Here is a 24,544-nt window from a genome sequence, read left to right on the forward strand (position 1 = left end):
AGAGGCCGACCTGCTGGATGACGTAGCCGATCCGGCGCCGCAGCCGGACGGGATCGGTGCCCGCGATGTCCTGGCCGGCCACCGAGATGGTGCCCGCGGTCGGGTCGATGAGCCGGTTGACCATCATCATCGTGGTGGTCTTGCCGCAGCCGGACGGGCCGACGAGGGTGACGAGTTCCCCCTCCGCGACCTCGAAGGAGAGACCGTCGACGGCGGTCGTCCCGTCCGGATAACGCTTGGTCACGGACTCGAAGCGGATCATCCGCCCATTCCAGCGCGCCCGGCCGCGCCGGTCCCCTCATCCGCGCAATCGGGTGGGCGGGCCACCTGCCACCGGGCGGCGCGGCCACCCGGCCCGCCCGGTGGCGCGGAGGTGCGGCCCGCCCGGTGGCGCGGTCGCCCGGCAATCGGGTGCGGCGCCCGGATGGGGCGTGGCGCGGGGGCCGTCCGAGTTGCTTCGGGGGCGCCGCCTTTCCGCCTGCCGCGTCGGGCCCGTCCGGCGTGCTTACGATCGCGCCCGGCCTCCGGTCGGACGGGTGGAAGGGACACGATGAGAGCCGTAGCAGTCAGCGCATTCGGTGCCGAGCCGCAGCTCGTTGAGCTGCCGCAGCCCGAACCAGGGCCGGGGGAGGTCCTGGTGCGGCTGTCCGCCGCCGGGGTCAACCCCATCGACTGGAAGATCGCGGGCGGGATGTTCGGCGACGCCGTCAGCGCGTCGTTCCCGCTCGTCATGGGCGCGGACGGTGCGGGCGAGGTACTGGCCGTGGGGACCGGCGTGCGGCGCTTCACCGCCGGGGACGCGGTGTTCGGCACGTTCCAGCGGCCCGAGCGCGGCGGCGGCTCGTACGCGGAGCTGGCCCTCGCCGACGAACACTCCCTCGCCCACGCGGCCCGCAGCGTCACCTACGCGACGTCGGCGGCGGTCCCGACGGCCGGGATGACCGCGTACAACCTGGTCGAGGAGACCCGCATCGGGGAGGGCAGCCGGGTGCTGATCGTCGGGGCGACCGGCGGCGTCGGCTCCTTCGCCACGCAGATCGCCCACGGGCGCGGCGCCGAGGTCATCGCGACCGCGCGCCCGGTACTGGCCGATCTGATGCGCACCCTGGGCGCCGCCGAGATCGTCGACCACACGGCGGGGCCCGTCGCCGAGCAGGTGCTGGCCGCCCACCCGGAAGGCGTCGACGTCCTGATCGACCTGGTCAGCGACGCGGACGCCTTCGCGGAGACGATGCGGACGGTACGGGACGGCGGAACGGCGGTGTCGACGGTCGGCGCGGCCGACGCGGACGTCCTCACTGACCACAACCTCCGCGGCTTCAACTTCGTCAACCGCCCGTCCCCCCAGCTCCTGGAGATCCTCGCCGGGCACCTCGACGCGGGCCGTCTGACGGTCCTGGTCGGCCGGGAGATCCCCCTGGAGGAAGCCCCGGAGGCGGTCGCGGCGCAGCGCGAAGGCCGGGCCCAGGGGAAGACGGTGCTGGTCATGTAGGCACGAAGCGGCCCGCCGCGCCCCGGTACGGCCCGGGGCGCGAAGGACCGACCCGAGGTACGGCGCGGCCCCGCGGGAGCTTCCTGCGGGGCCGCGCCGGTGTGTGCGGGGCTGGGGCGGCAGGCGCCTGGCGGGTCCTGCGCGCCGGGGGCGGCCGGTGGTTGTCCGGGCGCCGCCCGGTTCCGGGCGCGCCGGTCGGTACGCGGTGCGGCAGGGCATGCTCGGGACGGCCGCCCCCCCGTACGGGGCGCTCGGTTCCGTGCCTGTCGGGCGGGCGCTCGGGCCGGGTGCCTGCCCTGCCCCTGGCCGGGCGCCCGCCGTCTCCCCGGGGCGGCGGCCCGGCTCCCCGGGGCCGGGCGGGGTCTGTCCTCCGGGTGCGGCGCTCGGCTCTCGGGTGCGCTGCCCCGCCCGGCCGTCCCTCGGGCGCGCCGCCCGGCCTCGCGCCGCCCGGCCTCGGCACCCCGGTGGCCGTGCGCCCGGTCCGGTGCCGGTCTCTCCCTCGGGTGCGCCACCCGGGGGCGGCCCCTCGGGTGTGGCGGCCGGGCTCGTCCGATTCCGGGTGCGCGGCCCGGTAACGGCCCCGCACGGTACCGGCTCAGCCGCCCGGTCGCTCGGTCGCCGCCGGTTCCGTCGGCGGGGCCTCCGGCCGCCGTGCGGCGTCGTTCCGGTGGCGCTGCCGGGTGGCCCGTACGGTCCGGAGCACCGGGCCGCTCGCCGCCGTCAGGCCGGCCGTGAGCAGGGCCGCGCAGAGCAGCGCCGTGATGCCGGTGTGCAGGGAGGCGGTGAGGGCGTCGGCGTACGCGGTGGCCGCCGGGCGCGGGACCGCGTGCGGGAGGGCGTCCAGGGCCCGGGAGCGGAGCGGGACGAGGGCGACGGACAGGAGGGCGGTGGCGGCGGCGCAGAGCAGCGCCGTGGCGGTCAGGGCGCGGCGCCGGCGGCGGGCCAGCAGCAGTCCGGCGGCGAGGCAGCCGGCCGCGGCGGGGGGCGCCAGCCGGGCCGTGGCCCGTACGGCCCGGTGGACGGCGCGGGCCCGGGGCACATCGGCGGCGTGCAGCAGCACGATCTCGGTGCCGGTGTGCGGCACCCGGCGGGCGATGTCGATGCCCAGCCCGTTGGCGGAGAGCTGGTGTTTGACGCGCTCGATGACCGGGGCGACGTCGAGCCGGACGGCGGCGTTCCCGGGGGCGGAGAGGGCGGCGTCGAGGGTCCGGTGGGCGGTGCGGTGCACCTGCCGCCACAGGCCGGGGAAGGCCGGCCCGGTCACGACCTGCCGGACCTGCTTGTCGACGAACTCGCGGATACCGCGGGTGAACCGCTCCCGCAGCGCGGGGCGTTGCCGCCGGGGGATGGCGGAGAGCAGTCCGTCGAGGTGGACGTGGTCCATCACCCCGTCGGTGACGTCGTCGACGATCGCGTTCCGGACGGTGCGGTCGCGGGCGAGCGGCGCGACGGCGGCGACGTACCGGTCGGTGTCGGTGAGCTGGTCGCGGGCCCAGCCACCGGCCAGGGCGACCGGTGCCAGCAGCGCGGCGAGGAGCAGCAGCACGATGGCGGCGCCCGCCCGCCCCGGCCGCCGGGGGGCGCGGGGCGCCTCCTCGCGCGCCGTACGGCGGCCGCCCCCGCCCAGGGGCGCGCTCGCGGTCACGTCGTCGCTCCTTCCGTGGCCGGCCCGGCGACCACCGGACCGCCGCTCAGGTGCGGGCCGTGGTGGATCCGGATGCCGCCGTGGTGGACGCGGGCGCGGTGGCGGCGCCCGCCGTGGCGGCGGGGCCGCCGGCGGGCGTCGCGGCGGCGTCCCCCGCCGTGGCGGGGCCGGGCACGGGCCCGGCCGGGGACGTGGCACCGGGGGCGGCGGTCCCCGCCGTGGCGCGGCGCCGTCGCAGCAGCAGCCCCGCGCCCGCGAGCAGTCCGGCGACGAGCAGCCACGGGCCCCAGGACGCCCAGGAGGGGCCCGGGGTGGCGCCGTGGGTCTCGGGCAGGTCGTCGATGTCGCCGGAGCAGGCGGCGGGGGCGGCGGAGCCGGGGGCGTGGACGCAGACAGTGGTGGCGGCGCGGAGCGTGCCGGGCGCGCCGGTGGGCCCGTCGGCGCGGTCGCCCAGGACGACGCCGGCGGTCAGCACCCGCAGGCCGCCCGGGGCGAGGTCGGTGTGCCAGACGGCGGTGCGGTCGGCGGTGACACGGCCCTCGGGCGCCTCGGCGGACTCGGTGGTGGCGGGCAGCCGGGCTTCGACGCGGGCGCCGCGCAGCGGGACGGAGCCGAGGTTGCGGAGCGTGATGCGGTAGTCGAGCCGGTCGCCCGCCTCCGCCGCGTCGATGCCGTCGCTGACCTCGACCGCCACCTGCGGCGGTGCGGGTTCCGCCGGGGGCCCGGCGGCCACGGCGCGTCCGGGGAGGGCGGCGGTGCACAGCAGGGCGCTCAGGAGGAGGGTTCGCATCCACCCATCCGAGCACCGCCCACCGCACCCGGCCCCCCGCCCCCACCGGGGCACGGCCGCGGTTCACCCGCGCGGGTGGGCCCCGACGGGGCCGGATGCGGGCCAGGCCCGGCAGGGTCGCGGCCCCCGGGTGGGCACCCTCCTGTCCCTGGGTGGGTACCCCCCGCTCCCGGGCGTGCCCCGCCCGGGGTTGAATGCGCCCCGTGAAGGTGGTGCTGAGGTTTCTCGACGAGCGGTTGCGGGCGGACGGGGCGTCGGGCGCGGTGGACATGGAGGAGGTGCCCGACGTGCCGGAGGCCGTGGCGCGGTACCTGTACGCGCGCCAGGAACGGTGGGCGGCGGAGCTGACCGCGCGCCGCGCCCTGCGGGCCGCCGCCGTCCCGTCCCGCCCCGGCCACGCCACACTCCTCCGGCTGCTGACGGCCCCGTACGCCGGGCTCCCCGGCCACCGCCCGTCCTGGCTCCCGCCCGGCTTCGGCACGGATGACGAGGCCGGTGCCCCGCACGGCTCCACCCCGGCGGACCCCGGCGGGACGACCGGTCCCGGTGCGGCGGCCACGGACCCCGCACCGGGCGGCCCCCGTGCCCCGGGCCGCCCCGGCACTCCGGTGAGCGCCCCCGGCCCACCCGGTGCCGCCCCCGTCGGGGACGCGGCGCTGCGGGCCGCGTGGGAGCGCTGGGCGGCGGAGGAGCGGCTGGCGCGGGAGGCCGCCGCGGTGGCGGGTGCGTGGTACTCCTGGCGTCCGGCCCTGCGTGCCCAGGGCGAGGAGCTGGGCACCGTGCTCGACGGCGCCGGGCGCCCCCTCTGGGACACCGGTGTGCTGATCGCGGGCGGCCCGGGTCTCGTACGGAACGCTCCCGGCCCGGTCCTCGCCGATCTGGCCGCCAAACGCCGTACGGCCGCCCTCCTCGACCCGGCCCGCGCCGCCGACCGTCCCCTGCTCCGGCATCTGGCGGCGGCGTAGCCGCACGCAGCGCACGCCCGCCGGAGCGCGGCCACCGTGCGGGCGCCCCCGGCCGGCGGGCGCCCCGCCGACCGCACCCGGCCCGCTCCCGCGACCGGGCAGCCCACCGGCCCCCGGAGCCACCCGCCCCACCGGCCCCGCGACCGCCGGCTCCGACAGCGCCGCGTCCCACCGGCCGCACCGGCGGCCGAACAGCCCACCGGCCCCGCAGCCACCCGCCCCATTCCCCCCCCCGGACCGTCCCCCCACGCGCCCCGCTACCAGGCACCCTGTCGCCCCCCACCGGCCCAGCCCCGTTTGATGGCCGTACGGGGGCCGCCTACGGTGCATACCGTCGGGGCGCAGCAGCGGGCCGTGCCGTCGTGGCGGGCGGGTTCTCGCGGGTGGCGGGTCCGGCGCCGCCGGGGTCCGTGGCCTCGGCGGATCAGGTCCCGGTACCGGAGGGCACTCCATGAGAATCCATCTGACCAGCGTCTTCGTCGATGATCAGGCGAAGGCCCAGCGCTTCTACACCGAGGTGCTGGGGTTCGAGACGAAGCACGACGTACCGCTGGGCGAGGGGCCGGACGCGGACCGCTGGCTGACCCTGGTCTCCCCGGAGGACCCCGGGGGCACCGAACTGCTCCTGGAGCCTTCCGGACACGCCGCCGTTCCGCCGTACAAAGCGGCGCTCTTCCTGGACGGCATCCCCGCCGCCTCGTTCGCCGTGGACGACGTGCCCGCCGAACACCGGCGGCTGAGCGGGCTCGGCGTCCGCTTCACCCAGGAACCGCAGGCGATGGGCCCGGTGACCACCGCGATCCTGGACGACACCTGCGGCAACCTGATCCAGCTCTTCCACAGCACGGAGGACCACAGCGCGTAGGACACGCCCGCGCGCCCCGTCCCCCGTCCGGCGCGCGCCCCCGGCCCGGCACCGGCCGAGCCGGGCCGCGCGCCGCCGTCACCCGTCGATCCGCCGGTGGAAGCAGACCCGGTCCTCCCCGGGCCCGTCGTAGTCGGTGTGCACCGGCAGCCCGCCGACCGTCCGGTCACCGGCGCCTTCGGGGGCGAACCCCATCGCCTGGTGGAAGGCGAGGGAGGCGGCGTTCCCGGGGGAGACGACGGCGCGGACGTCGGTGCGGCCCGCCTCCGCCGCCTGCGCGAAGAACGCCTGGTAGAGCTGGAGGCCCACGCCCCGGCCCCGCAGCCGGGGGGGGGGGACGCCGACGAAGTGGATGTACGCGTCGGTGGTGTTCTCCGGCGCGTGCAGGCCGACGAGGAAGGCCCGTACCCCGCCGTCGTCGCCCGCCTCGGGGGATTCCAGGACCAGGCTCGTCCGGGAGAAGAACCGCAGGAAGAGCCGCGGCAGCAGGAGGGAGAGCTCGCGGGCCTCCTGGGGGGTGCGGGAGTCGCCCCACCAGTGCTGGACGCAGCGGACGAGCGCGGGGTGGTCGGTGACGCGGGCCGGACGCGGTACGGGCATGGCGTTCCTTCCGGGAGCCGGCGGTTCAGTGGTGGTGCGGCCCGCGCCGGTGGACCGGGCCGTGGGCGTCCTCGCAGTGGCCGGGGGCTTCCTCGGGCGCGGGTCCGGAGCCGACGTGCAGCACGGTGTCGGCGTCCTGCTCCCCGACGTGGTCGACCTGGAGCGTGGCGTGGGTGATGCCGTAGTCGGTGGCGAGCAGGGACTGGAGGCGGCGGCGGACCTTGTGGCAGTCGCCGGACGGCGCCACCAGGATGTGCGCGGAGAGCGCGGGTTGTCCGGAGGTGATCTGCCACAGGTGCAGGTCGTGGACCTCCGCGACCTCGTCCGCCGCGACGAGGTGGTCGCCGAGCGCGTCCGGGTCGATCCCGGCGGGCGCCGCCTCCAGGAAGATCCGCCCGGATTCGCGGACCAGCCCGTACCCGGCGCGCAGCATCAGCGCGACGACGACGAGGGTGGCGAGCGCGTCGGCGCGGGCGAAGCCGGTGGTCCACACGACGAGCCCGGCGACGGCGGTGGCGACGAAGCCGAAGAGGTCGGTGAGGATGTGCTGGTAGGCGCCCTCGACGTTGAGGCTGGAGCGGTTGGCGCGGGAGAGGAACCACGTCGCGACGAGGTTCACCACCACGCCCGCCAGCGCGGTGACCAGCACCAGTCCGCCGGTGACCGCGGGCGGTTCGATCAGCCGCCGCACCGCCTCGTACGCCAGCCAGGCCGACAGCAGGAGCAGGGTGATGCCGTTGGCCTGGGCGGAGAGGATCTCGGCGCGTTTGAGGCCGTAGGTGTAGCCGCCGCGGGCGGGCCGGGCGGCGAGCCGCATGGCGACGAGCGCGAGCACGATCGACGCCGCGTCGGTGAGCATGTGCGCCGCGTCGGAGAGCAGCGCCAGGGAGCGGGCGACGACGCCGATGACCACCTCGACGGCCATGAACGCGCAGATCAGCACGAGCGCGGCGCGCAGCCAGCGGCGGTCGGCGTCGGGCGAGACGGTGTGCGCGTGGCTGTGTCCGCCGTGGCCGTGGGCGTGGGAATGATCCGGACGGTGGCCGTGCGGCGGTTCCCCGCCCGGGTGGTGCCCGTGGGCGTGCTCACTCAAGGCGCGCTCCCTCCTGGTCGTCCTCCTGGGTCGTTCTCCTGGGTCGTCCACGCGAAGCAAACCGCACTTCCGCCCGATCTCCAAAGGCTGCACCGGTGACCGTTGTCATTCCCGTCGAACGGCGCAAAGCCGCAGGTCAGGACGGTGGTTCTGGCGTATGTGGAGTGGAGCGGAAGACTCCGGTACGCCCTGTGTCCGCATCGCCCCGCCGCGCCCCGCGCCGTCGCGCGCGCCCCGCCACGCGCCCGCGCCGCCTGTCCGCTCGCCTCCGGGAGCGGCGCGACTCGGCCCCGGGAACGGCGAACGGCGGGCCGGCCGGCGTGGAATGCGCCGGCCGGCCCGCCGTTCGTCCCGGTGACGCGGGGCCGCCCGGACAGCCGCGGGGCGGACGGCTCCTGCGGCCCGCCCGTGCCGGGTGGGCCGCGTCGTGTTCCGGACGGGTCAGGTGCCGTCCCTCGTCGTCCCGGCGGCCCGGACGGCGCGGTGGTATTCGTCGTTGAGGGCGTCCGCCGCGGCCTCGGCCTCGGTCTTGGTGGCGATGCCGACGGCCGCGCGGGTTCTGCCGTCGGGGTGGGAGAGGTGGGCGAGGTGCCCGTCGGGTGTATGCACGATGTACCACGTGCCGTCCTTGTTACCGCGTGCCTCGAACATGCCCATGACGACTCCTCGTACCCGGAAAGGCACCCAACGTAGCGGGCGGTGCGGTCAGGCCCGCAACCCCGCCGTCAAGGTCCGCATCGCCCCGGTGGCCAGTTCGGCGACGGGGGTGGCCCGTGCGGCGGGGGTGTCGCTCAGCGCCCAGGTCTCGACGGCGACGCGGAGCGCGGCGGTCGCGGCGGCGGCGGCGAGCCGGACGTCGAGGTCGTCGGGGGAGCCGCCGGTGCGTTCGGCGAGCAGCGGGGCGAGCCGTGCCTCCGAGTCGTGGTTGACGCGGGCCCAGACGGCACCGAGCGCCGGATCTCCGGCGGCGGCGCGCAGCAGGCCGCGGGTCCACTCCAGGGATTCCGCGGTCGCGGTCTCCTCGTCGGCCATCGCCTGGGCGGCGGCCCGGGTGAGGGCGTCCGGCAGCGGGACGTCCCGGTCCACGGCAGCGAGGAGTTCCTGCCAGCGGTGCGCGCCGTAGGAGAGCAGCGGGGCGACGGCCTCCTGCTTGGTGCGGAAGTAGCGGTAGAACGTCCGCAGGCTGACCCCGGCGCGTGCGGCGATGGCCTCCGCGGTCGTGCCGTCCGAGCCGTCCTTCGCGAACAGTGCCGCGGCGGCGCGGGCGATCTCCAGTTGGGTGGCGGCCTTACGGCGTTCGGTGAGGTTCACCGGGCCACCTTAGACACGGGGCGACACCGCGGCGCGGACCGACACCGCGGCGCGGACCGACACCGCGGCGCGGACCGGCGCCGCGGCACGGTGTGCCGGTGGTGCCGGTCCGCGGCCGCCCGGCCGTGCGGCGGCCGGTGACGGTCAGAAATGGGTGCCGCCGTCGATGCGCAGCTCCGTACCGGTGACGAACGCGGCGTCCTCGGAGGCGAGCATCGCGACGACGGAGGCGACGGTCTCCGGCGGGGCGAAGCCGCCGCCGTTCAGCGCGGGGGAGAGCTTGGCGTAGAGGCTCATGTCGGCGTCGTCGGGCAGGCCGGGGCCGACGCTGCGCCGGCTGGCGCCGCTGCCGTCGGTCATCCCGGAGGAGACCGAGCCGGGCTGTACCGCCGTGAAGCGGATGCCGTCCTTGGCGTACTCGCTCGCCAGCGCGTGCGTCATGGACTGGATGCCGCCCTTGCTCGCCGCGTACGCCGCCATGTACGGGTGGGCGAACTGCGCCGAGGTGGAGCTGAAGTTGACGACGGCGGGGGCGTGGCCGGCGCGCAGGGCGGGCAGCGCCTCGCGGATCACCAGGAACGTGCCGACGAGGTTGACGTCGAGGACCGTGGTGAAGTCCGCCAGGGAGGTCTCGTGGGTGTGCGAGGAGCGCAGGATGCCCGCCGCGTTGACCAGGGCGTCGAGTCCGCCGAGCGCGGCGACGGCGGCGGCGACGCCCTCGCGTACGGAGGTCTCGTCGGCGATGTCGGTCACCAGGGTGGTGAGCCGGGCGGCGTGCGGGCCCGCCTTCGCCTCGGTGTCGCGCAGTCCGTCCTCGCTGACATCGGCGGCGACGACGGTGCCGCCCTCGGCGAGGAGGCGGAGCACGGTGGCCTGGCCGATGCCCGAGCCGCCGCCGGTGATCAGCGCGCGGCGCCCTTCGTAGCGGTTCATGGTGTTTCTCCTTCGTCCCCGTTCGGTCCCCGTTGTCCGTCCCGGTCGCGTCCCCGTTCCGCTCCGTGGCTTCCCGGGTCGGCGACCCAGGAGTTCCACCGTACGCCTGTATGGCACGTTGTGTCACTGTGACGCGTGACGCCATGTGAGGGGGCCGGGCAGAGTTCGGCGGAAGATCCAAAGGCGGGGGCCGGGCGTCTCGCGACTTCGTCAGGAGTGGGTAAAATCGCAGGTCAGGTGGGTGATGGGGTCGCTTCACCGCGCTGTACGGGAGGAGTGGGGGCGTCCGCTTCCGGGGCGTGCGGCGGGCGGGAGCTCTTGATAAGTGGCCGGTCCGAGACGATCTTGGGTGTGCCTGTGGCCCCGCGCGGGGGCGCGGGGGCGGCCGCCGGGTGTGCGGGAACCTCCGCACCCCATTGCGTGTCGTCTACATCTATCGAGGAGTGCCGTGCCCGTGAGCCGAGCAGTGCCGCCGGACATCCTGTCGCCCGAATTCCGCGCCGACCCGTACGGCGCCTACCGCGTCCTGCGCGACGACTTCCCGCTGGTCCACCACGCGGCCACCGACAGCTACCTCCTCTCCCGCTACGAGGACGTCGAGCGCGCCTTCAAGGACCCGGTGTTCACCACCGGCAACTACGACTGGCAGCTGGAGCCGGTGCACGGCCGCACCATCCTCCAGATGAGCGGCCGCGAACACGCCGTCCGCCGCGCACTGGTCGCCCCGGCGTTCCGCGGCAGGACCCTGGAGACCGCGTTCCTGCCCGTCATCGAGCGCAACGCCCGTGAACTGGTCGACGCGTTCCGGGACGACGGCGGCGCCGACCTCGTCGCGCAGTTCGCGACCCGCTTCCCCATCAACGTCATCGTCGACATGCTCGGCCTCGACCGCGCCGACCACGACCGCTTCCACCGCTGGTACACCGCGATCATGGGCTTCCTCGGCAACCTCGCCCAGGACCCGGACGTCGCCGCCGCCGGACTGCGCACCCGCGACGAGTTCGCCGCCTACCTGCTCCCGGTCATCCGCGAACGCCGCGCGCACCCGGGCGACGATCTGCTGTCCACGCTCTGCGCCGCGGAGATCGACGGGACGCGGATGAGCGACGAGGACATCAAGGCGTTCTGCTCCCTGCTGCTCACCGCGGGCGGCGAGACCACCGACAAGGCGCTCTCCGCGCTGATGTACAACCTGCTGCGCCACCCCGACCAGCTGGCCGAGGTACGCGCGGACCGGTCACTGATCGCGCCCGCCTTCGCGGAGACCCTGCGGTACACCCCGCCGGTCCACATGATCATGCGGCAGCCGTCCGAGGATGTGGAGATCGCCGGCGGGACGATCCCCGCGGGCGCCACCGTGACCTGCCTGATCGGCGCCGCCGGACGCGACGAACGGCGTTACGCCGACCCGGACACGTTCGACATCCACCGAGGCGATCTGGCGGCCACCACCGCGTTCTCCGCCGCCGCCGACCATCTGTCGTTCGCGCTGGGCCGGCACTTCTGCGTCGGCGCGCTGCTGGCGAAGGCGGAGGTCGAGACCGGCGTCAACCTGCTGCTGGACGCGCTGCCCGACCTCGCCCTCGCCGACGGCGCGGCCCCGCGTGAGGAAGGCACCTTCACCCGGGGCCTGGACGCGCTGCCGGTCCGCTTCACCGCGGCGCGTACGCGGGGGTGAACTCCACGGGGAGGGCGGTCAGTCCGCGCATCCACAGCGACGGGTGCCACACCAGGTCCTCGGCGGGCACCGACAGCATCACGTCGGGCAGGCGGTCGAGCAGCACCTCGACCGCCGCCTGTGCGATGACCTCGGCGATCTCGGGGGCCGGGTAGGGGCAGGCGTGCTCGCCGTGGCTGAACGACATGTGGGCCTGGTTGCTGTCCGTCCCGGGCGCGGTGAAGTCCGGGCTGACCTGCGGATCGTTGTTGGCGGCGGCCAGGCCCATGACCAGCAGGTCACCGGCGCGGATGCGGCGTCCGCCGAGCTGGGTGTCGCGGGCGGCCCAGCGGCCGATGTAGTTCTGCGTGGGGGTGTCCTGCCACAGCACCTCGTTGAGGGCCTGGCCGACGCTGCGGCGGCCGCCGGAGAGCGACACCGCGAAGCGGTCGTCGGTCAGCATCAGCCGCAGGGTGTTGCCGATCCAGTTGGCGGTCGGCTGCTGGGCGGCGGCCATCACCACCAGCAGGTCGATGACGACCTCCTCCTCGGCCAGCTTCGCGTGGTGGGTCAGCAGCCGGGACGGTACGTCGGCGGCGGGCCGGGCCTTCCGTTCGTGGACCAGGCGGGCCATCCGGGCGGCGACCCGCTGGTGCGCGTCGATGGCGCCGGGCCCCTCGTCCAGCGACTCGGAGATGTCGTGGACCAGCTGCGGCACCTCCGTCGGCGCGATGCCGAACAGTTCGGTGACGACGAGCAGCGGCAGCCGCAGTGCGTAGTGGGCCATCAGGTCGGCCTCGCCGCTGCCGGCGAACGCGTCGATCAGCCCGTCGGCGAGCCGTTCGCAGATCTGCCGCAGTTCGAACTGGTCGATGGCGAGCAGCGCGTCGCTGATCGCTCCGGAGCGGCGGCGGTGCTCGGCGCCCTCCGCGAACATCACCGACGGCTGGTAGCCGACGAACGGCATCAGCGACCAGTCGGCGGGGATCGACTCCCAGGCGTGCCAGCGCCGCGAGTCGCGGGCGAACAGCTCGTTGTTGGACGTGACCTGGTGCACCTCGCGGTAGCCGAGGACGAACCAGGCGGGGATGTCGCCGTCCAGCAGGACCGGTGCGACCGGCCCGTGCTCGCGCCGCAGCTCACGGTAGAGCCGCGCCGGGTCACCGCTGAGCCCTTCGCCGTAGAGCCGGACGGCGCCGGACGGGTGGGCGGCGGCGTGCGCGGGGCAGCCGGGCGGGGGGAACTGCTCGGTCACGGGGTGGCCTTCGCACTCTCGTGAGGGGCGGACAGGGAGTAGAGATGGTTGGCCAGCGCGATCAGTACGGCCTTGCTGGACGCGCGGTCGCGGGCGTCGCACCGCACCAGCGGGATCCCGGGCGCCAGGTCCAGCGCCTCGCGGACCTGCTCCAGGGTGTGCTGCGGCCCGCCGAACTCGTTGCACGCCACGATGAACGGCATGCCGTGCGCCTCCAGCCGGTCGATGGCGTACCAGGAGTCGTCCAGGCGGCGGGTGTCGACGAGGACGACGGCGCCGAGCGTCCCGGCGAACAGCCGGTCCCACAGGAACCAGAAACGTTCCTGGCCGGGGGCGCCGAACAGGTACAGCACGGCGCTGTCGTTGATGCTGATGCGGCCGAAGTCGAAGGCGACCGTCGTCGTGGACTTGGTCTCCACGCCGGTCGGGTCGTCGACGCCGACGCCCGCCCGGGTCATGGTCTCCTCGGTGCTCAGCGGGCGGATCTCGCTGACCGACCTGACCATGGTGGTCTTGCCGACGCCGAAGCCGCCGACGATGACGATTTTCAGACCGTTGTCCGCGGTGGCCCGCAGCGGGGTGCGGGACGGGGCGGCGTGGGCGTCCGGCGCCGGTACGGCTCCGGGGACCGGGTCAGAGGCGGTGGAGTGCAACGAGCACCTCCTTCAGCAGGTCGGTGTCGGGAAGGTGGTCCGCGGCGACCGCCCGGGGGTGACGGGCGGTCACCTTGCCGGTGTCCAGCAGGTCCGACAGCAGGATCCGTACGACGCTCACCGGCATCCGCAGCTCCGCGGAGACCTCCACGACGGCCATCGGGTGGCGGCACATGGACAGGATCCGGGCGTGCTCCGACTGCATGCCGGGCGCCGGATCGCATTCGCTGACGATCAGGGTGACCACGTCGAGGTGGCGGTCGTCGGCGGCGCGGCTGCGGCCCCCGGTGACGGTGTAGAGCCGGTCCGGATCGTCGTCGGGACCGAGCCGCGTCATGCCTGCTGCTCCGGGCTGAGGGTGCGGCCGCCCTCACCGCGCGGCGCGGCGGCGAGGTAGTCGCCGATCTGCTCGACCAGCTCGTTCATGGTGAAGCCGATGAGGCCGACGTCGGCGTCCTCGACGGCGAGGAGGGCCAGGTGGGCGCCGTGTCCGGCCTCGACTATGAAGAGGATGCCGCCGTGGAACTCCGTCATCGCCTGGCGGATGCCGCCGGTGCCGTCGCCGAACTCCACGGACGCGCCGTGCGACAGGCTCTGGATGCCCGACGCGATGGCGGCCAGCTGGTCGGCCTGATCGATGGTCAGACCCGGGGAGTGGCACAGCTTCAGGCCGTCGCGGGAGAGCACCAGGGCGTGGCGGGCGCCCGGCGTCTTCTGGAGGAGGTTCTCCAGCATCCAGTCGAGGCTGCGGTCGGTCGTGTTCGTCATCGGCTCTCGTCCTCCGGGGGGAGCGGGGGTGGGGGTGTTACGAAGGGTCGGGGGCGCCGCCGGGGGCCCCGGGGCCGCCGTGGGCCGCGCCGCCGTCGCCGGGCGCGGGGTGGCCGGGGTCCGCCTCGCCGTCGCGCCGGACGGCCCGGCGGAAGGAGCGGAACCGCTCGGCGGCCTCCTCGTGGGAGCGGGCCGGGCGGGGGACGGCGGGCCGCGGCGCGGGCTTCGGTGCGGCGCCGGGCAGCGACGAGGCGGCCAGCGTCTGGCCCCGGCGCCGCTTGGGCAGTCCGCTCTCGCCGAACTCCTGCGGGGGCGCGGCAGGGCGGCGGGGCTGCTGCGGCGGGACGGCGTCGCGCGGTGCGGGGGCCTCGGGCGCGGCGGGCGGCTGGGGTGCGGCGGAGCGCAGTTCGGCCGGCGGGAACGGGTCGAGGGGCGCGACCGGTTCGGCCGGGCCGCGGTGCGAGGCGTGGCGCGGCGCGGACTCCGAGGGGGTGCGGCGCGCCGCGTGGCGCGGCCCGGCGGCGCGGGTCAGCGATTCGGGCACGGTGTCCGGGACGACGGGCCGCGCCGGCTCCCGCACCAGCGGCCGGCCCTCGGTGATCAGCTGCTGCGGGATGAGCACCACGACGCTGGTGCCGCCGCGCGCCGACGGGCGGAACGACACGTTCAGGCCGTGCTTGCGGGCCAGGCAGCCGACGACGGCGAGGCCGAGGCGGGTACCGGACAGCGACATCAGGTCCAGGGAGTCGGCGGAGACCGCGGCCTCGGCGCGGCGCAGCGCGGTCTCACCCATGACCAGTCCGCTGTCCTCGACGCTGACGACGACGCCCGCCTGGGTCTCCTCGACGTAGACGTGGACGGCGGACGACGGCGGCGAGAAGGACGTGGCGTTGTCCATGATCTCGGCGAGGGCGTGCATGATGCCTTCGGCCGCGTGCCCGGCGACCGCGAGGGTGCTGCTGTTGTGGAGCTGGACGCGGCGGTAGGCGCTGATCCGGCCCATGGCGCCGCGCAGCACGCTCTCCATCGCGATCGGTTTGTTCCAGCGGCGGCCCGAACGGGCGCCGGTCAGGACGGCGATGGAGTCGGCGAGCCGGCCGGCCTGCGCCGTGGAGTGGTCCAGCTGGAGCAGGTCGCCGAGGACGTCCTCACCGTGCCGGTGCTCCATCTCGCGCAGGTCGGCGAGCATGCTCGTGGCGAGTGCCTGGACGCGTCCGGCGGCGTTCGCGCAGGCGGCCATGGCGGCGGCGCGCATCCGCTCCCCGCGGCCGACCTCCTCGGCCAGGTTGCGGATGATGCGTTGGTGGGCGGGGGCGGTGGGCAGCGGCACCCGGTTGAGCGCGGTGTCGGCGGAGGCGCCGGTGCGCAGCTGCGCGACGACGGCGGGCAGCGTCTCGTCCGCGAGGTGCTCGGCCTCGGCGCGGACCGCTTCGACGCGGGCGCGGTGCGCGCGGGCCTGCCGCATCCCGTAGACGGCGGTGGCGACCGCCCCGCTGAGGACGACGGCCGTGGCGCCGCCTCCCCAGGCCAGGGCGGTGGCGACGGTGTCCGGGGCGGTGAGGACGGCCCACAGGCACAGTCCGCCGGTGATCAGGAGCGTGGCCACCAGGGTGAGCAGCGCGGCGCCGAGCGGCGAGGGCTCTGCCCGACGGCGGGAGGGTATCTGCGGTGACATCGGACGGGTCCTCGGAGCTCTTGCGGCGGCGGTACGGGGAGGGGCCGGGCAGGGACGCGGTCACGTTCCTGACGGGCCGTCCGGCCGACCGCACGGCTCCGGGTCGCGGTGGGGCGCGGGCCGGTGCGCGGCGCGGGCGGAAGCGGAAGATCTTCTGCACTTTATCCGCTCGGTTGGATCCGGCAACCCTCGCCCGGGGGCGGCGGCTTGGCCCGCCCCGGGGCGCCCCGGGGCACGGTAGGAGAAGACCCCGGAACAGTCCGGACATATGGGGTGATGGGGTGTCAGGGCGGTGCCCTTAACGGGGACACCTGGGCGCGGCTGAAAGGTGCCGGGTGGGTTCTCGGGGGTGGGGTCAGGGGCGAGTCAGGGATGGGTCGGGGTCGTGGGCGGGGTGGGGAGCGCGGGGGCGGGGAGGGTTTGGAGTGGGGGCTCGGCGCGGGAGCCGGAGTGGGGGAAGGGGGCGGCAGTCGGAGCGGGGGCAGGGGCGGCCCCGGGTGCGGTGAGAGGGGGCTGGGCCGACTGCCTTGTCGCCGGCTCCGGTGCGGGTGCGGGTGCCCCTAGGGGTGAAGTGGGGGATACCCCAGGGTCGGCCCGATGGTGAAGCCGCGTCAGGCGGGGAGGGTCTGGAGTGGGGGCCGCACCCTGGAGGTGGGTTCGGTGGGCCCCCGCCCGGAGGCGGTCCCCGGCGCCCGCCCAGCTGCCCCGGGGCGGCCTCGGCCGGCCTCGCTGCCGGGCGATGGCGTCCAGTGTGCCGACCGCCGCACCTCCTGACGCTCTGCCGGCTCGCTCCCCTTCCGGCCCGCCCGCCTCCCTCCCGCTCCCGCAGGTCGTGCGCTGCTCCCTCAGGCCGCGCGCCGTCCGCTTCATGCCGCGCGCCGTCCGCCTCCGGCCACCGGATGCAGCGCCGCGTACTCCAGGGGCGCCGACGGGTCGATGGAGATGTCCGCCGGTGCCGGGGCGGCTCCGGCCCGTACGAGGAGGTCGCCGACGGCGGCGATCATCGCGCCGTTGTCCGTGCAGAGCCGCAGGGGCGGCACCCGGAGGGTGAGGCCGGCCGCCGCACACCGTTCCTCGGCGAGCGCCCGCACCCGGGAGTTGGCGGCGACCCCGCCGACCACCACCAGTGTCCCGACGCCGTGCGCGGTGCAGGCGGCCACTGCCTTACGGGTCAGGACGTCGGCGACCGCCTCCTGGAGTGAGGCGGCGCCGTCGGCGAGCGGCAGTTCCCGGCCCGCCGCGCGCTCGCGTTCCGCCCAGCGGGCCACCGCGGTCTTCAGTCCGGAGAAGGAGAACGCGTACCGGGTGCGGGGGTCGCCGGAGGTCAGCGGCCGGGGGAAGGGGACGGCGCGCGGATCCCCCGCGCGCGCCGTCCGGTCGATGGCGGGCCCGCCGGGGTACGGCAGCCCGAGGAGGCGCGCGACCTTGTCGAAGCATTCGCCCGCCGCGTCGTCCACGGTGTCCCCGAGGTGGACGATCGGATCGCGCGCCAGATCGCGGACGAGCAAGAGCGAGGTGTGGCCGCCGGAGACGATGAGGACGACGCACGGGTCGGGCAGCGGCCCGTGCTCCAGCGTGTCGGCCGCGACGTGCCCCGCCAGGTGGTGCACCCCGTGCAGCGGCACCCCGAGCGCGTACGCGAGGCTCTTCGCCCCGGCCAGCCCGACCTGGAGTGCGCCGGAGAGCCCCGGTCCGGTGGTCACGGCGACCGCCCCGATGTCGGCCATCCGCAGCCCCGCGTCGTCCAGCGCGCGGTGGACGACGGGCAGCAGCGCGTGCACATGGGCGCGGGCGGCGATCTCCGGGACGACGCCGCCGAACCGCGCGTGCTCGTCCATGCTCGACGCCAGCGCGTGCCCGAGGAGCCGCCCGTCGCGCACCAGCCCCGCGCCCGTCTCGTCGCAGGACGACTCGATTCCCAGCACCACGGGGGCGGAAGGGGGCATGGGGCGGACTCCTCGGGGAGATTCTGCGGGTGAGTTGTTGTTGCGAATGATAGGCAACAAGGGCTTGGGGTCGTCCCGGCCGGGGTTTCGCCCGGCTTGGCCGCCGGCCCCCGGCTCGATCCGGGAGGGGCCGCACTCCTGGCTCTCACCCCGCTTCCCCCCGGCCCGCCCCAGGGGGCTCCGGACCCGCCCTCCCCCGGGGCCGCACCCGTCCCGCTCCTCCTCCCCCATGGGGCCGCACCCGTCCCCGCCCGGAGGGCGCCCCCGCCCCCCTCAGTAGAGTGCGGGAACGTCCCCGGCCCCCCGGCCGCTCCCCACCCCACCGGCCGCCCGGCGGCTCCCGAGGTTCGAGGTACTCGGCAGTGACCTCCCAGGCATCCCCTCCGCTCCCCGCCCCGCCCGTGCTCACCGTCGTCGGTATCGGCGCCGACGGCTGGGACGGGCTGGCCCCCGCCTCCCGCGACGCGCTGCGTACCGCCGGGGTGCTCCTCGGCGGCGCCCGCCAGCTCGCCCTGCTGCCCCCGGAGTGCGCCGGTGAACGCGTCACCTGGCCGTCGCCGCTGCGCCCCGCCGTACCGGGGCTGATCGCCGCCCACGCCGGGCGCGGGCTGACCGTGCTGGCCAGTGGCGACCCGATGTTCCACGGCATCGGCCGCACCCTCACCGAGGTGCTGGCCGCCCTCCCCGACGCCCCCGGGGCGCCCCGCCCCCGGCTGCGGGTCCTGCCGCACCCCTCGTCCGTCGCGTACGCCTGCGCCCGGCTCGGCTGGCCGGTGGCGGGAACCGACGTCGTCTCGCTGGTGGGGCGCCCGGTGGCGCACCTGGCGCGGGTGCTGCACCACGGGCGCCGGGTGCTGGTCCTGTCGTCCGGTGCCGACACGCCCGCGCGGATCGCCGGGGCGCTGCGCGAACGCGGCTTCGGCCCGTCCCGGATGCGTGTCCTGGAGCAGCTGGGCGGCCCCGCCGAGGCGCGGACCGAGGGCACCGCCGCCACCTGGGAGCGCCCGCCCGGCGACCCGCTGAACGTTGTCGCCGTCGAGTGCGTCCGTGAACCGGGCGCGCTGCGCCTCCCGGTCGTCCCCGGACTGCCCGACGCCGCGTACGACCACGACGGGCAGCTCACCAAGCGTCACGTACGGGCCGCGACGCTCGCCGCGCTCGCCCCGGAGCCCGGCGAACTCCTCTGGGACATCGGCGGCGGCTCCGGCTCCATCGCGATCGAGTGGCTGCGCGCCCACCCCGCCTGCCGGGCCGTCACCATCGAACGGGACGCCGCCCGCGCCGCCCGCATCACCCGGAACGCGGACACCCTCGGCGTACCGGCCCTACGGGTGGTGCGGGGCGCCGCCCCCGGGGCGCTCGCCGGACTCCCCGCCCCCGACGCGGTCTTCATCGGCGGCGGCCTCACCGCCCCCGGACTGCTCGACGCCTGCTGGGCGGCGCTGCCCCCGGGCGGCCGCCTCGTCGCCAACACCGTGACCTTGGAGTCCGAGGCGCTCCTGACGCGGTGGTACCGGCGCCACGGCGGCGACCTGGTACGCCTCGCCGTCGCCCACGCCACCCCCGTGGGCGGCTTCACCGGCTGGCGTCAGGCAATGCCGGTGACCCAGTGGGCGGCGGTCAAACCGGAGCACCCGGGAGACGACGCGGGCACGCCGCCCGGAGAGGACGCGCCCGCCGCCCCCGAAGAGGACCTGTCCGCCGTACCCGGGGAAGCCGCCCCCGTCGCCCTGGGAGACACCGGGGCGACCGCCCCCACTCCCCCCGGTGACGCCACCCCCACCTCCCCGGAGAACGAGGAACGATGACCGTCCACTTCATCGGCGCGGGCCCCGGCGCCGCCGACCTGATCACCGTGCGGGGCGCCCGTACGCTCGCCGCCTGCGGGGTGTGCCTGTACGCGGGCAGCCTGGTGCCGCGGGAGCTGCTGGCGGAGTGCCCGCCCGGCGCCCGGCTGATCGACACCGCCCGGCTCGACCTGGACACGATCACGGCGGAGCTGATCCGCGCCCACGAGGAGGGCCACGACGTGGCCCGGCTGCACTCCGGTGACCCGTCCCTCTTCAGCGCCGTCGCCGAGCAGATGCGCCGCCTCGACGCGGCGGGCGTGCCGTACGAGGTGGTGCCCGGCGTCCCGGCGTTCGCCGCCGCGGCCGCCGCCCTCAAGCGGGAGCTGACGGTGCCGACGGTCGGCCAGACCGTGATCCTCACCCGTATCGCCGAGCGCGCCACCGCCATGCCCGAGGGCGAGGACCTCGCCACCCTGGGACGCAGCGGCGCGCTCCTGGTCCTGCACCTCGCCGCCCGGTACGCGGACCGGGTCGTCGCCGAACTGCTGCCGCACTACGGCGCCGACTGCCCCGCCGCCGTCGTGGCCCTCGCCTCCCGCCCCGACGAACTCGTCCTGCGCGGCACCCTCGCCGACATCGCGGACCAGGTGAAGGCCGCGGGCGTGGTCCGGACGGCCGTCATCGTCGTCGGCCGCACCCTGACCGCGGAGCAGTTCGGCGACAGCTTCCTGTACTCCTCGGACCGCGAACGCCCGGCGGACGGCCGCGGGGGCGCCTGGGGGGCGGACTGAGGGGGCCCCGCCGGTTGCGATCACCCACCGGCGGGGAACACGCTGGAAAGCGAGATGCGATGAGTGCGCCACGCGCCATCGTCCCTCGACGCGACGTTCCCTGTAGGGAGCGGGGATCGTCCGGGCGGTCGGACATCCCTGAACCCGGGACGTGGTGCGCTGAAGGGTGAGGCGACATCATGAACCCGGCATGGCAGGCGCGACACAATCTGACCCTCAGTGAGTACCAGCCCGAATTCGATGCGCGTGTCGCCCAGGGCTATCGCCTTCTCGACGTCAATGGGTACAGCGTCAGCGGGGTGGATCATTACGCCACCGTATGGGAGCAGTCGCAGGGGCCGCCGTGGGTGGCCCGGCACGGATTGACCAGCCAGGACCACAACAATCTTTTCCAGACGCTTCCCGTCCAGGGGTTCCGGCCCGTATCCGTCAGCGGCTGTGACCGAGCCGGTCAGCCGCGCTTCACATCGTTGTGGCAGAAGATTCCGGGCCCGGCTTTCGAAGCCCGGCACGGTATGACGACGGAGCAGTACCAGACGGCGATCGATCAGTTCACGGCCCGGGGATTCCGTCCCGTCGACCTCTCCTGCTACCTCGACGCAGGGCAGGTGCGGTTCGCCGCGGTCTGGGACCAGTCACCCGTTCCCGGATGGGTCGCCCGCCACGGCCTGACCTCCGCCGAATTCCAGACGGAATTCACACGTCTGACAGGCCAGGGATACACCCTGTGGCGCGTCAATGGCTACGAGGTCTCGGGTGGCACGCGCTATGCGGCGATCTGGGTGAAAGGGCCTCCGGTGACCTGGCAGGCCCGTCACGGCCTTTCCTCCGCCGACCACCAAGCCGCTTTTGACGCTCTCGTGGCGCGCGGATACCGGCTGCAGAAGATCAACGGTCATACCGCGGGCGGCACAACCGCATTCGCCAGCATTTGGCACAAGCCATATCTCTCCGACGACGACGAGACGTTCATCCGGCAGACCGTGACCACGTTCATGACCACGCACCGCGTGCCGGGAGCCTCCCTCGCACTGACCGACTCCGAACGGCTGATCTTCGCCCGGTCGTACGGGGTGGCCGACCCGGCCACCAACGCCCCCGTGACCACCGGCCAACTGTTCCGCATCGCCAGTGTCTCCAAGCCGATCACCGCCGTGGCGATCTTCCGGCTGATCGAACAGGGCCGCCTCACCATGAACGACCGGGTCTTCGGCGCCGGCGGCATCCTCGGCACCACCTACGGCACCCAGCCCTACGGGACCAACATCACCCAGATCCGCATCCAGGACCTCCTGGAACACACGAGCGGCTGGGCGCGCTCGCAGGACCCGATGTTCGGCCACCTCGGCCTCACACAGCGTCAGCTGATCGACTGGATGCTCGGCCGCGACGCGACGGGCGCCCTCAACGCCCCGCTGACCCACACCCCCGGCACCACCTTCGAATACCTCAACTTCGGATACTGCCTGCTCGGACGCGTGATCGAGACCCTCACCGGGCTGCTTTACGAGAACGCGGTACGCCAACTCGTTCTGACGCCCTGCGGTATCACCGACATGCACATCGCCGGCGACACCCTCGCCGACCGGCGCAGCAACGAGGTGGTCTACACGCAGCAGGGGTCGGTGAGCCCGTACGGCATCCGCGTCTCGCGGATGGACGCGCACGGTGGCTGGCTGGCCACACCGACGGAGCTGCTGCGATTCCTCGTCCGGGTGGACGGCTTCACCGGCAAGCCGGACATTCTGTCGTCCGGCTCCGTCACGACGATGTCCACACCGACCACCGCCCGCACCCCCGCCGGTGACCCGACCGGATACGCCAAGGGCTGGATCACCAATTCCGCGGGAAATCGCTGGCACGACGGCGACCTCCCCGGTAACGCCTCGATCCTCGTCCGCACGAGCGGCCAGCAGTGCTGGGCGGTCCTGGTCAATTCCCGGGACGACGCACATCTGGACGCGATGCGTACCGACCTGGACAACATCATGTGGACGGTGGTCCGGCACATCACCGACTGGCCTGCGAACGACCTGTTCTAGCCGCCTCGAAGCCGACAGGAGAAAGCAACAGGCGAACAATGAAAGGGGCGAGACATGTCAGATCAAAAATCGGCGCAGCTCGCGGCGTCGGACGTGTACCGGATATTCAGTGGCCGGCTCTTCATGGCGGACGGCCAGCAGGGCTGGTGGAGCTGGGCTTGGCCCAACGCGCAGAGCGGGTCGTTCTGGGTTCGGATGAGTGTCAACCAGAACCCCTTCAGCGACCGGGTCTCCACTCTGTACATCCAGGAAGAAGCCGCCGTCTGGGAATGGGACAACCCCTCGGGCATACCACAGAGGTACGCCATGAACCTCCGCGCGGAGCACAACAACGATTTCGCGCTCATCATGATCACCGTGACCTGACCGAGCGGCGCGATCCGGCTGAGAGGAGTGAGCGCATGCGTGTGTACGCAGCGTACGACAAGGACGGGCACATTCTGGCGCTGTCCGAAATCGTCGAAGACGGTGAGCGTGTGACGATTGAGCCCCGGGCCGACGGGAGCACTTGGGAAAAAGTGGTGGAGCTGACCGTCCCCGAAGGATTCGAGAAGCGGGCATTTTCCGAATTGGCCGCAGCGTACAGAGTGGAAACCGGCCCCGGAGGAGAGCGTTTCACGGCCAGGTGAGGCCGCACGGACGTACGGCTCCAGGCCGGCACCGGGGGCTCGGCTTCCGGTCGGCATCCGGTCGGCATCCGGCACCGGGCGGGGCCGGATGAACCGCCCCGCCCGGAGCGCCGTTCGCCGGCCGGGCCCCGGAACGCTGTCCACCGGCCGCACACCGGCGGAGGACCGTGACACCCTTGCCCGAGCGGCCGCGCGTGCCTTCTGCGTATCCCGCTTCCCGGCGTGCCCCTACGCCTTCGGCTCCCTCGTACGCCCCGGCCCCCGGGGCTTTGACCGCCCCACCACCAGCCCCGCCCGGTCGATACAGACCACATCGACCGTGACGGGCGCGCCCCGCAGCACCGCAAGCGCCTCGTCCCGCGCGGTGGCGGCCACCAGATCGCCCAGGGGCACACCGGCGGCGGCGCACAACTGGAGCGCGCCGAGGCCCGTGTTGGCGTCCGCGACGGCCGCGGCCAGCGTCTCGTCCGCGCCGCCGCGGACGGCCAGCTCCGCGAGGAATCCCTTGTCCACCTGCGACCGCGCCGAATGCAGATCGAGGTGCCCGGCCGCCAGCTTCGACAGCTTCGCGAACCCGCCGCAGATCGTCAGCCGCTCCACCGGGTGCCGCCGTACGTACTTCAGCACCGCGCCCGCGAAGTCCCCCATGTCCAGCAGCGCGTCCTCGGGCAGCCCGTGCAGCGCCACCGCGACCTTCTCGGACGTGGACCCCGTACAGCCCGCCACGTGGCGCCGCCCCGCCGCGCGCGCCACGTCCACCCCGCGCCGGATCGAATCGATCCACGCCGAGCAGGAGTACGGCACGACGACGCCGGTCGTCCCCAGGATCGACAGCCCGCCGAGGATGCCCAGCCGCGGGTTCCACGTACTGCGCGCGATCTCCTCACCGTGATCGACGGACACCTCGACCTCGACGTCCCCGCGCCCGCCGTACCGGGCCGCCACCTCCGCGAGATGCCCGGAGATCAGCTGCCGCGGTACGGGGTTGATCGCCGGTTCGCCGACCTCCAGCGGCAGCCCCGGGCGCGTCACGGTGCCCACCCCGGGCCCGGCCCGGAACACCACCCCGGATCCGGCGGGCAGTTCCCGCACCGTCACCCGGATCAGCGCCCCGTGCGTCACATCGGGATCGTCCCCCGCGTCCTTCACGACCGCCGCCATCGCCCACGACCGGTCCGGCGCCAACTCCTCCTTCGCCAGCGCGAACGAGGGTGTGTGCCCCTTGGGCAGCGCGATCCGCACCGGATCCGGGAACTCCCCGCTCAACAACGCCGCGTACGCCGCCGCCCCCGCCGCCGTCGCGCACGCCCCGGTGGTCCACCCCGACCGCAACCCGGTGTGCGCGAGCTGAGCACCGCGGCCACCGGCGGGAACCTGCGCCTCCCGGGTCCCCGCCGGCTCCGCGGGCCCCTGCGTGGCCTGCGCCTCCTGGGGCGTCCGCGTCCCTCGGGCATCCTGCGGGCCCGCCGCCCCCTGCGGCCCCGGCGCGCTCGCCCCGGACGCGCTCATCGCCGCCACCTGCCCTCTCACCACCCGATCCACCGGTACGCGGCCCCGCGAGCCGCCCGCCCATGTTCTCCTGCCCCACCCCACGGCACACGGACCGGGTCACCCACGGCCCTACGGAACGACCGCTCCGCCACC

At 74.9% G+C, this 24,544-nt stretch carries 24 protein-coding genes; 9 read left to right on the forward strand and 15 right to left on the reverse strand.

The features are described 5' to 3' along the window. On the reverse strand, positions 1-262 hold a 262-nt coding region (locus ACZ4M8_RS27365), incomplete at its 3' end, for an ATP-binding cassette domain-containing protein (RefSeq protein WP_467611871.1). A gap of 288 nt (positions 263-550) precedes the next feature. Between ACZ4M8_RS27365 and ACZ4M8_RS27370 the strand changes: the two genes are divergently transcribed. Beyond that, positions 551-1,492 carry an NADP-dependent oxidoreductase gene (locus tag ACZ4M8_RS27370; protein ID WP_467611874.1) on the forward strand — a complete coding sequence of 314 codons (942 nt, stop codon included), beginning with the start codon at positions 551-553 and terminating at the stop codon, positions 1,490-1,492. 595 nt (positions 1,493-2,087) lie between these two features. On the opposite strand, the gene ACZ4M8_RS27375 is transcribed toward ACZ4M8_RS27370, so the two are convergent. Further along, entirely contained in the window at positions 2,088-3,137 is a 1,050-nt protein-coding gene (locus ACZ4M8_RS27375; RefSeq protein ID WP_467611876.1) for a hypothetical protein, read from the reverse strand. Positions 3,138-3,183: 46 nt separating this feature from the next. Next, positions 3,184-3,927: a hypothetical protein gene (locus tag ACZ4M8_RS27380; RefSeq protein ID WP_467611879.1), complete on the reverse strand. Its 744-nt coding sequence runs from the start codon at positions 3,925-3,927 to the stop codon at positions 3,184-3,186. A gap of 203 nt (positions 3,928-4,130) precedes the next feature. Between ACZ4M8_RS27380 and ACZ4M8_RS27385 the strand changes: the two genes are divergently transcribed. Continuing rightward, positions 4,131-4,892: a hypothetical protein gene (locus ACZ4M8_RS27385; protein WP_467611882.1), complete on the forward strand. Its 762-nt coding sequence runs from the start codon at positions 4,131-4,133 to the stop codon at positions 4,890-4,892. A 451-nt stretch (positions 4,893-5,343) separates the two neighbouring features. Continuing rightward, on the forward strand, positions 5,344-5,757 hold the full coding sequence (locus ACZ4M8_RS27390) for a VOC family protein (RefSeq protein ID WP_467611885.1): 414 nt from the start codon (positions 5,344-5,346) through the stop codon (positions 5,755-5,757). A 78-nt stretch (positions 5,758-5,835) separates the two neighbouring features. Here the strand turns inward: ACZ4M8_RS27390 and ACZ4M8_RS27395 are convergent, their stop codons facing one another. From ACZ4M8_RS27395 to ACZ4M8_RS27415, 5 genes are all read right to left on the reverse strand, one after another. Further along, positions 5,836-6,357: a GNAT family N-acetyltransferase gene (locus ACZ4M8_RS27395; RefSeq protein ID WP_467611888.1), complete on the reverse strand. Its 522-nt coding sequence runs from the start codon at positions 6,355-6,357 to the stop codon at positions 5,836-5,838. Between the two features lie 25 nt (positions 6,358-6,382). After that, positions 6,383-7,450, reverse strand: coding sequence for a cation diffusion facilitator family transporter (locus ACZ4M8_RS27400; RefSeq protein ID WP_467611891.1), 1,068 nt, complete (start codon positions 7,448-7,450; stop codon positions 6,383-6,385). 441 nt (positions 7,451-7,891) lie between these two features. After that, positions 7,892-8,107, reverse strand: a complete 216-nt coding sequence (locus ACZ4M8_RS27405) for a hypothetical protein (protein WP_467611894.1) — start codon at positions 8,105-8,107, stop codon at positions 7,892-7,894. Between the two features lie 48 nt (positions 8,108-8,155). Beyond that, complete coding sequence (locus ACZ4M8_RS27410) at positions 8,156-8,761, reverse strand: TetR family transcriptional regulator (RefSeq protein WP_467611897.1); 606 nt, start codon at positions 8,759-8,761, stop codon at positions 8,156-8,158. Positions 8,762-8,905: 144 nt separating this feature from the next. After that, positions 8,906-9,694: an SDR family NAD(P)-dependent oxidoreductase gene (locus ACZ4M8_RS27415; protein ID WP_467611900.1), complete on the reverse strand. Its 789-nt coding sequence runs from the start codon at positions 9,692-9,694 to the stop codon at positions 8,906-8,908. 454 nt (positions 9,695-10,148) lie between these two features. Between ACZ4M8_RS27415 and ACZ4M8_RS27420 the strand changes: the two genes are divergently transcribed. Further along, entirely contained in the window at positions 10,149-11,372 is a 1,224-nt protein-coding gene (locus tag ACZ4M8_RS27420; protein ID WP_467611903.1) for a cytochrome P450, read from the forward strand. Here the strand turns inward: ACZ4M8_RS27420 and ACZ4M8_RS27425 are convergent. From ACZ4M8_RS27425 to tsaD, 6 genes are all read right to left on the reverse strand, one after another. Beyond that, the gene (locus ACZ4M8_RS27425) at positions 11,347-12,606 is read right to left on the reverse strand and encodes a cytochrome P450 (protein ID WP_467611906.1); all 1,260 of its coding nucleotides are present in this window, start codon (positions 12,604-12,606) and stop codon (positions 11,347-11,349) included. The genes ACZ4M8_RS27420 and ACZ4M8_RS27425 overlap by 26 nt on opposite strands. Beyond that, entirely contained in the window at positions 12,603-13,259 is a 657-nt protein-coding gene (locus ACZ4M8_RS27430) for a GTP-binding protein (RefSeq protein ID WP_467611909.1), read from the reverse strand. The genes ACZ4M8_RS27425 and ACZ4M8_RS27430 overlap by 4 nt, the downstream gene beginning before the upstream one ends. After that, positions 13,240-13,596: a DUF742 domain-containing protein gene (locus tag ACZ4M8_RS27435; protein ID WP_467611912.1), complete on the reverse strand. Its 357-nt coding sequence runs from the start codon at positions 13,594-13,596 to the stop codon at positions 13,240-13,242. The genes ACZ4M8_RS27430 and ACZ4M8_RS27435 overlap by 20 nt, the downstream gene beginning before the upstream one ends. Beyond that, positions 13,593-14,027 carry a roadblock/LC7 domain-containing protein gene (locus ACZ4M8_RS27440; protein WP_399088623.1) on the reverse strand — a complete coding sequence of 145 codons (435 nt, stop codon included), beginning with the start codon at positions 14,025-14,027 and terminating at the stop codon, positions 13,593-13,595. The genes ACZ4M8_RS27435 and ACZ4M8_RS27440 overlap by 4 nt, the downstream gene beginning before the upstream one ends. A 37-nt stretch (positions 14,028-14,064) precedes the next feature. Beyond that, on the reverse strand, positions 14,065-15,702 hold the full coding sequence (locus ACZ4M8_RS27445; protein ID WP_467611915.1) for a sensor histidine kinase: 1,638 nt from the start codon (positions 15,700-15,702) through the stop codon (positions 14,065-14,067). Between the two features lie 866 nt (positions 15,703-16,568). Further along, positions 16,569-17,648, reverse strand: a complete 1,080-nt coding sequence (gene tsaD / locus ACZ4M8_RS27450; RefSeq protein WP_467611918.1) for a tRNA (adenosine(37)-N6)-threonylcarbamoyltransferase complex transferase subunit TsaD — start codon at positions 17,646-17,648, stop codon at positions 16,569-16,571. Positions 17,649-18,010: 362 nt separating this feature from the next. On the opposite strand from tsaD, the gene cbiE reads away from it, so the two are divergent. The 5 genes from cbiE to ACZ4M8_RS27475 all read left to right on the forward strand — a co-directional run bounded on the left by cbiE (position 18,011) and on the right by ACZ4M8_RS27475 (position 22,900). Next, entirely contained in the window at positions 18,011-19,456 is a 1,446-nt protein-coding gene (gene cbiE, locus ACZ4M8_RS27455) for a precorrin-6y C5,15-methyltransferase (decarboxylating) subunit CbiE (protein ID WP_467611922.1), read from the forward strand. Beyond that, a complete protein-coding gene (gene cobM / locus ACZ4M8_RS27460; RefSeq protein ID WP_467611924.1) occupies positions 19,453-20,229 on the forward strand; it encodes a precorrin-4 C(11)-methyltransferase in 777 nt (258 codons plus the stop codon). The genes cbiE and cobM overlap by 4 nt, the downstream gene beginning before the upstream one ends. A 179-nt stretch (positions 20,230-20,408) precedes the next feature. Next, a complete protein-coding gene (locus ACZ4M8_RS27465) occupies positions 20,409-22,271 on the forward strand; it encodes a serine hydrolase (RefSeq protein WP_467611927.1) in 1,863 nt (620 codons plus the stop codon). Between the two features lie 54 nt (positions 22,272-22,325). Then, positions 22,326-22,637: a hypothetical protein gene (locus ACZ4M8_RS27470; protein ID WP_467611930.1), complete on the forward strand. Its 312-nt coding sequence runs from the start codon at positions 22,326-22,328 to the stop codon at positions 22,635-22,637. A gap of 35 nt (positions 22,638-22,672) precedes the next feature. Continuing rightward, positions 22,673-22,900 carry a hypothetical protein gene (locus tag ACZ4M8_RS27475; protein WP_467611933.1) on the forward strand — a complete coding sequence of 76 codons (228 nt, stop codon included), beginning with the start codon at positions 22,673-22,675 and terminating at the stop codon, positions 22,898-22,900. A gap of 228 nt (positions 22,901-23,128) precedes the next feature. Here ACZ4M8_RS27475 and ACZ4M8_RS27480 read toward each other — a convergent pair whose 3' ends face one another. Continuing rightward, on the reverse strand, positions 23,129-24,409 hold the full coding sequence (locus tag ACZ4M8_RS27480; RefSeq protein WP_467611936.1) for a cobalt-precorrin-5B (C(1))-methyltransferase: 1,281 nt from the start codon (positions 24,407-24,409) through the stop codon (positions 23,129-23,131). Positions 24,410-24,544: the final 135 nt, after the last annotated feature.

This window comes from Streptomyces sp. NPDC027185 (assembly GCF_055567035.1).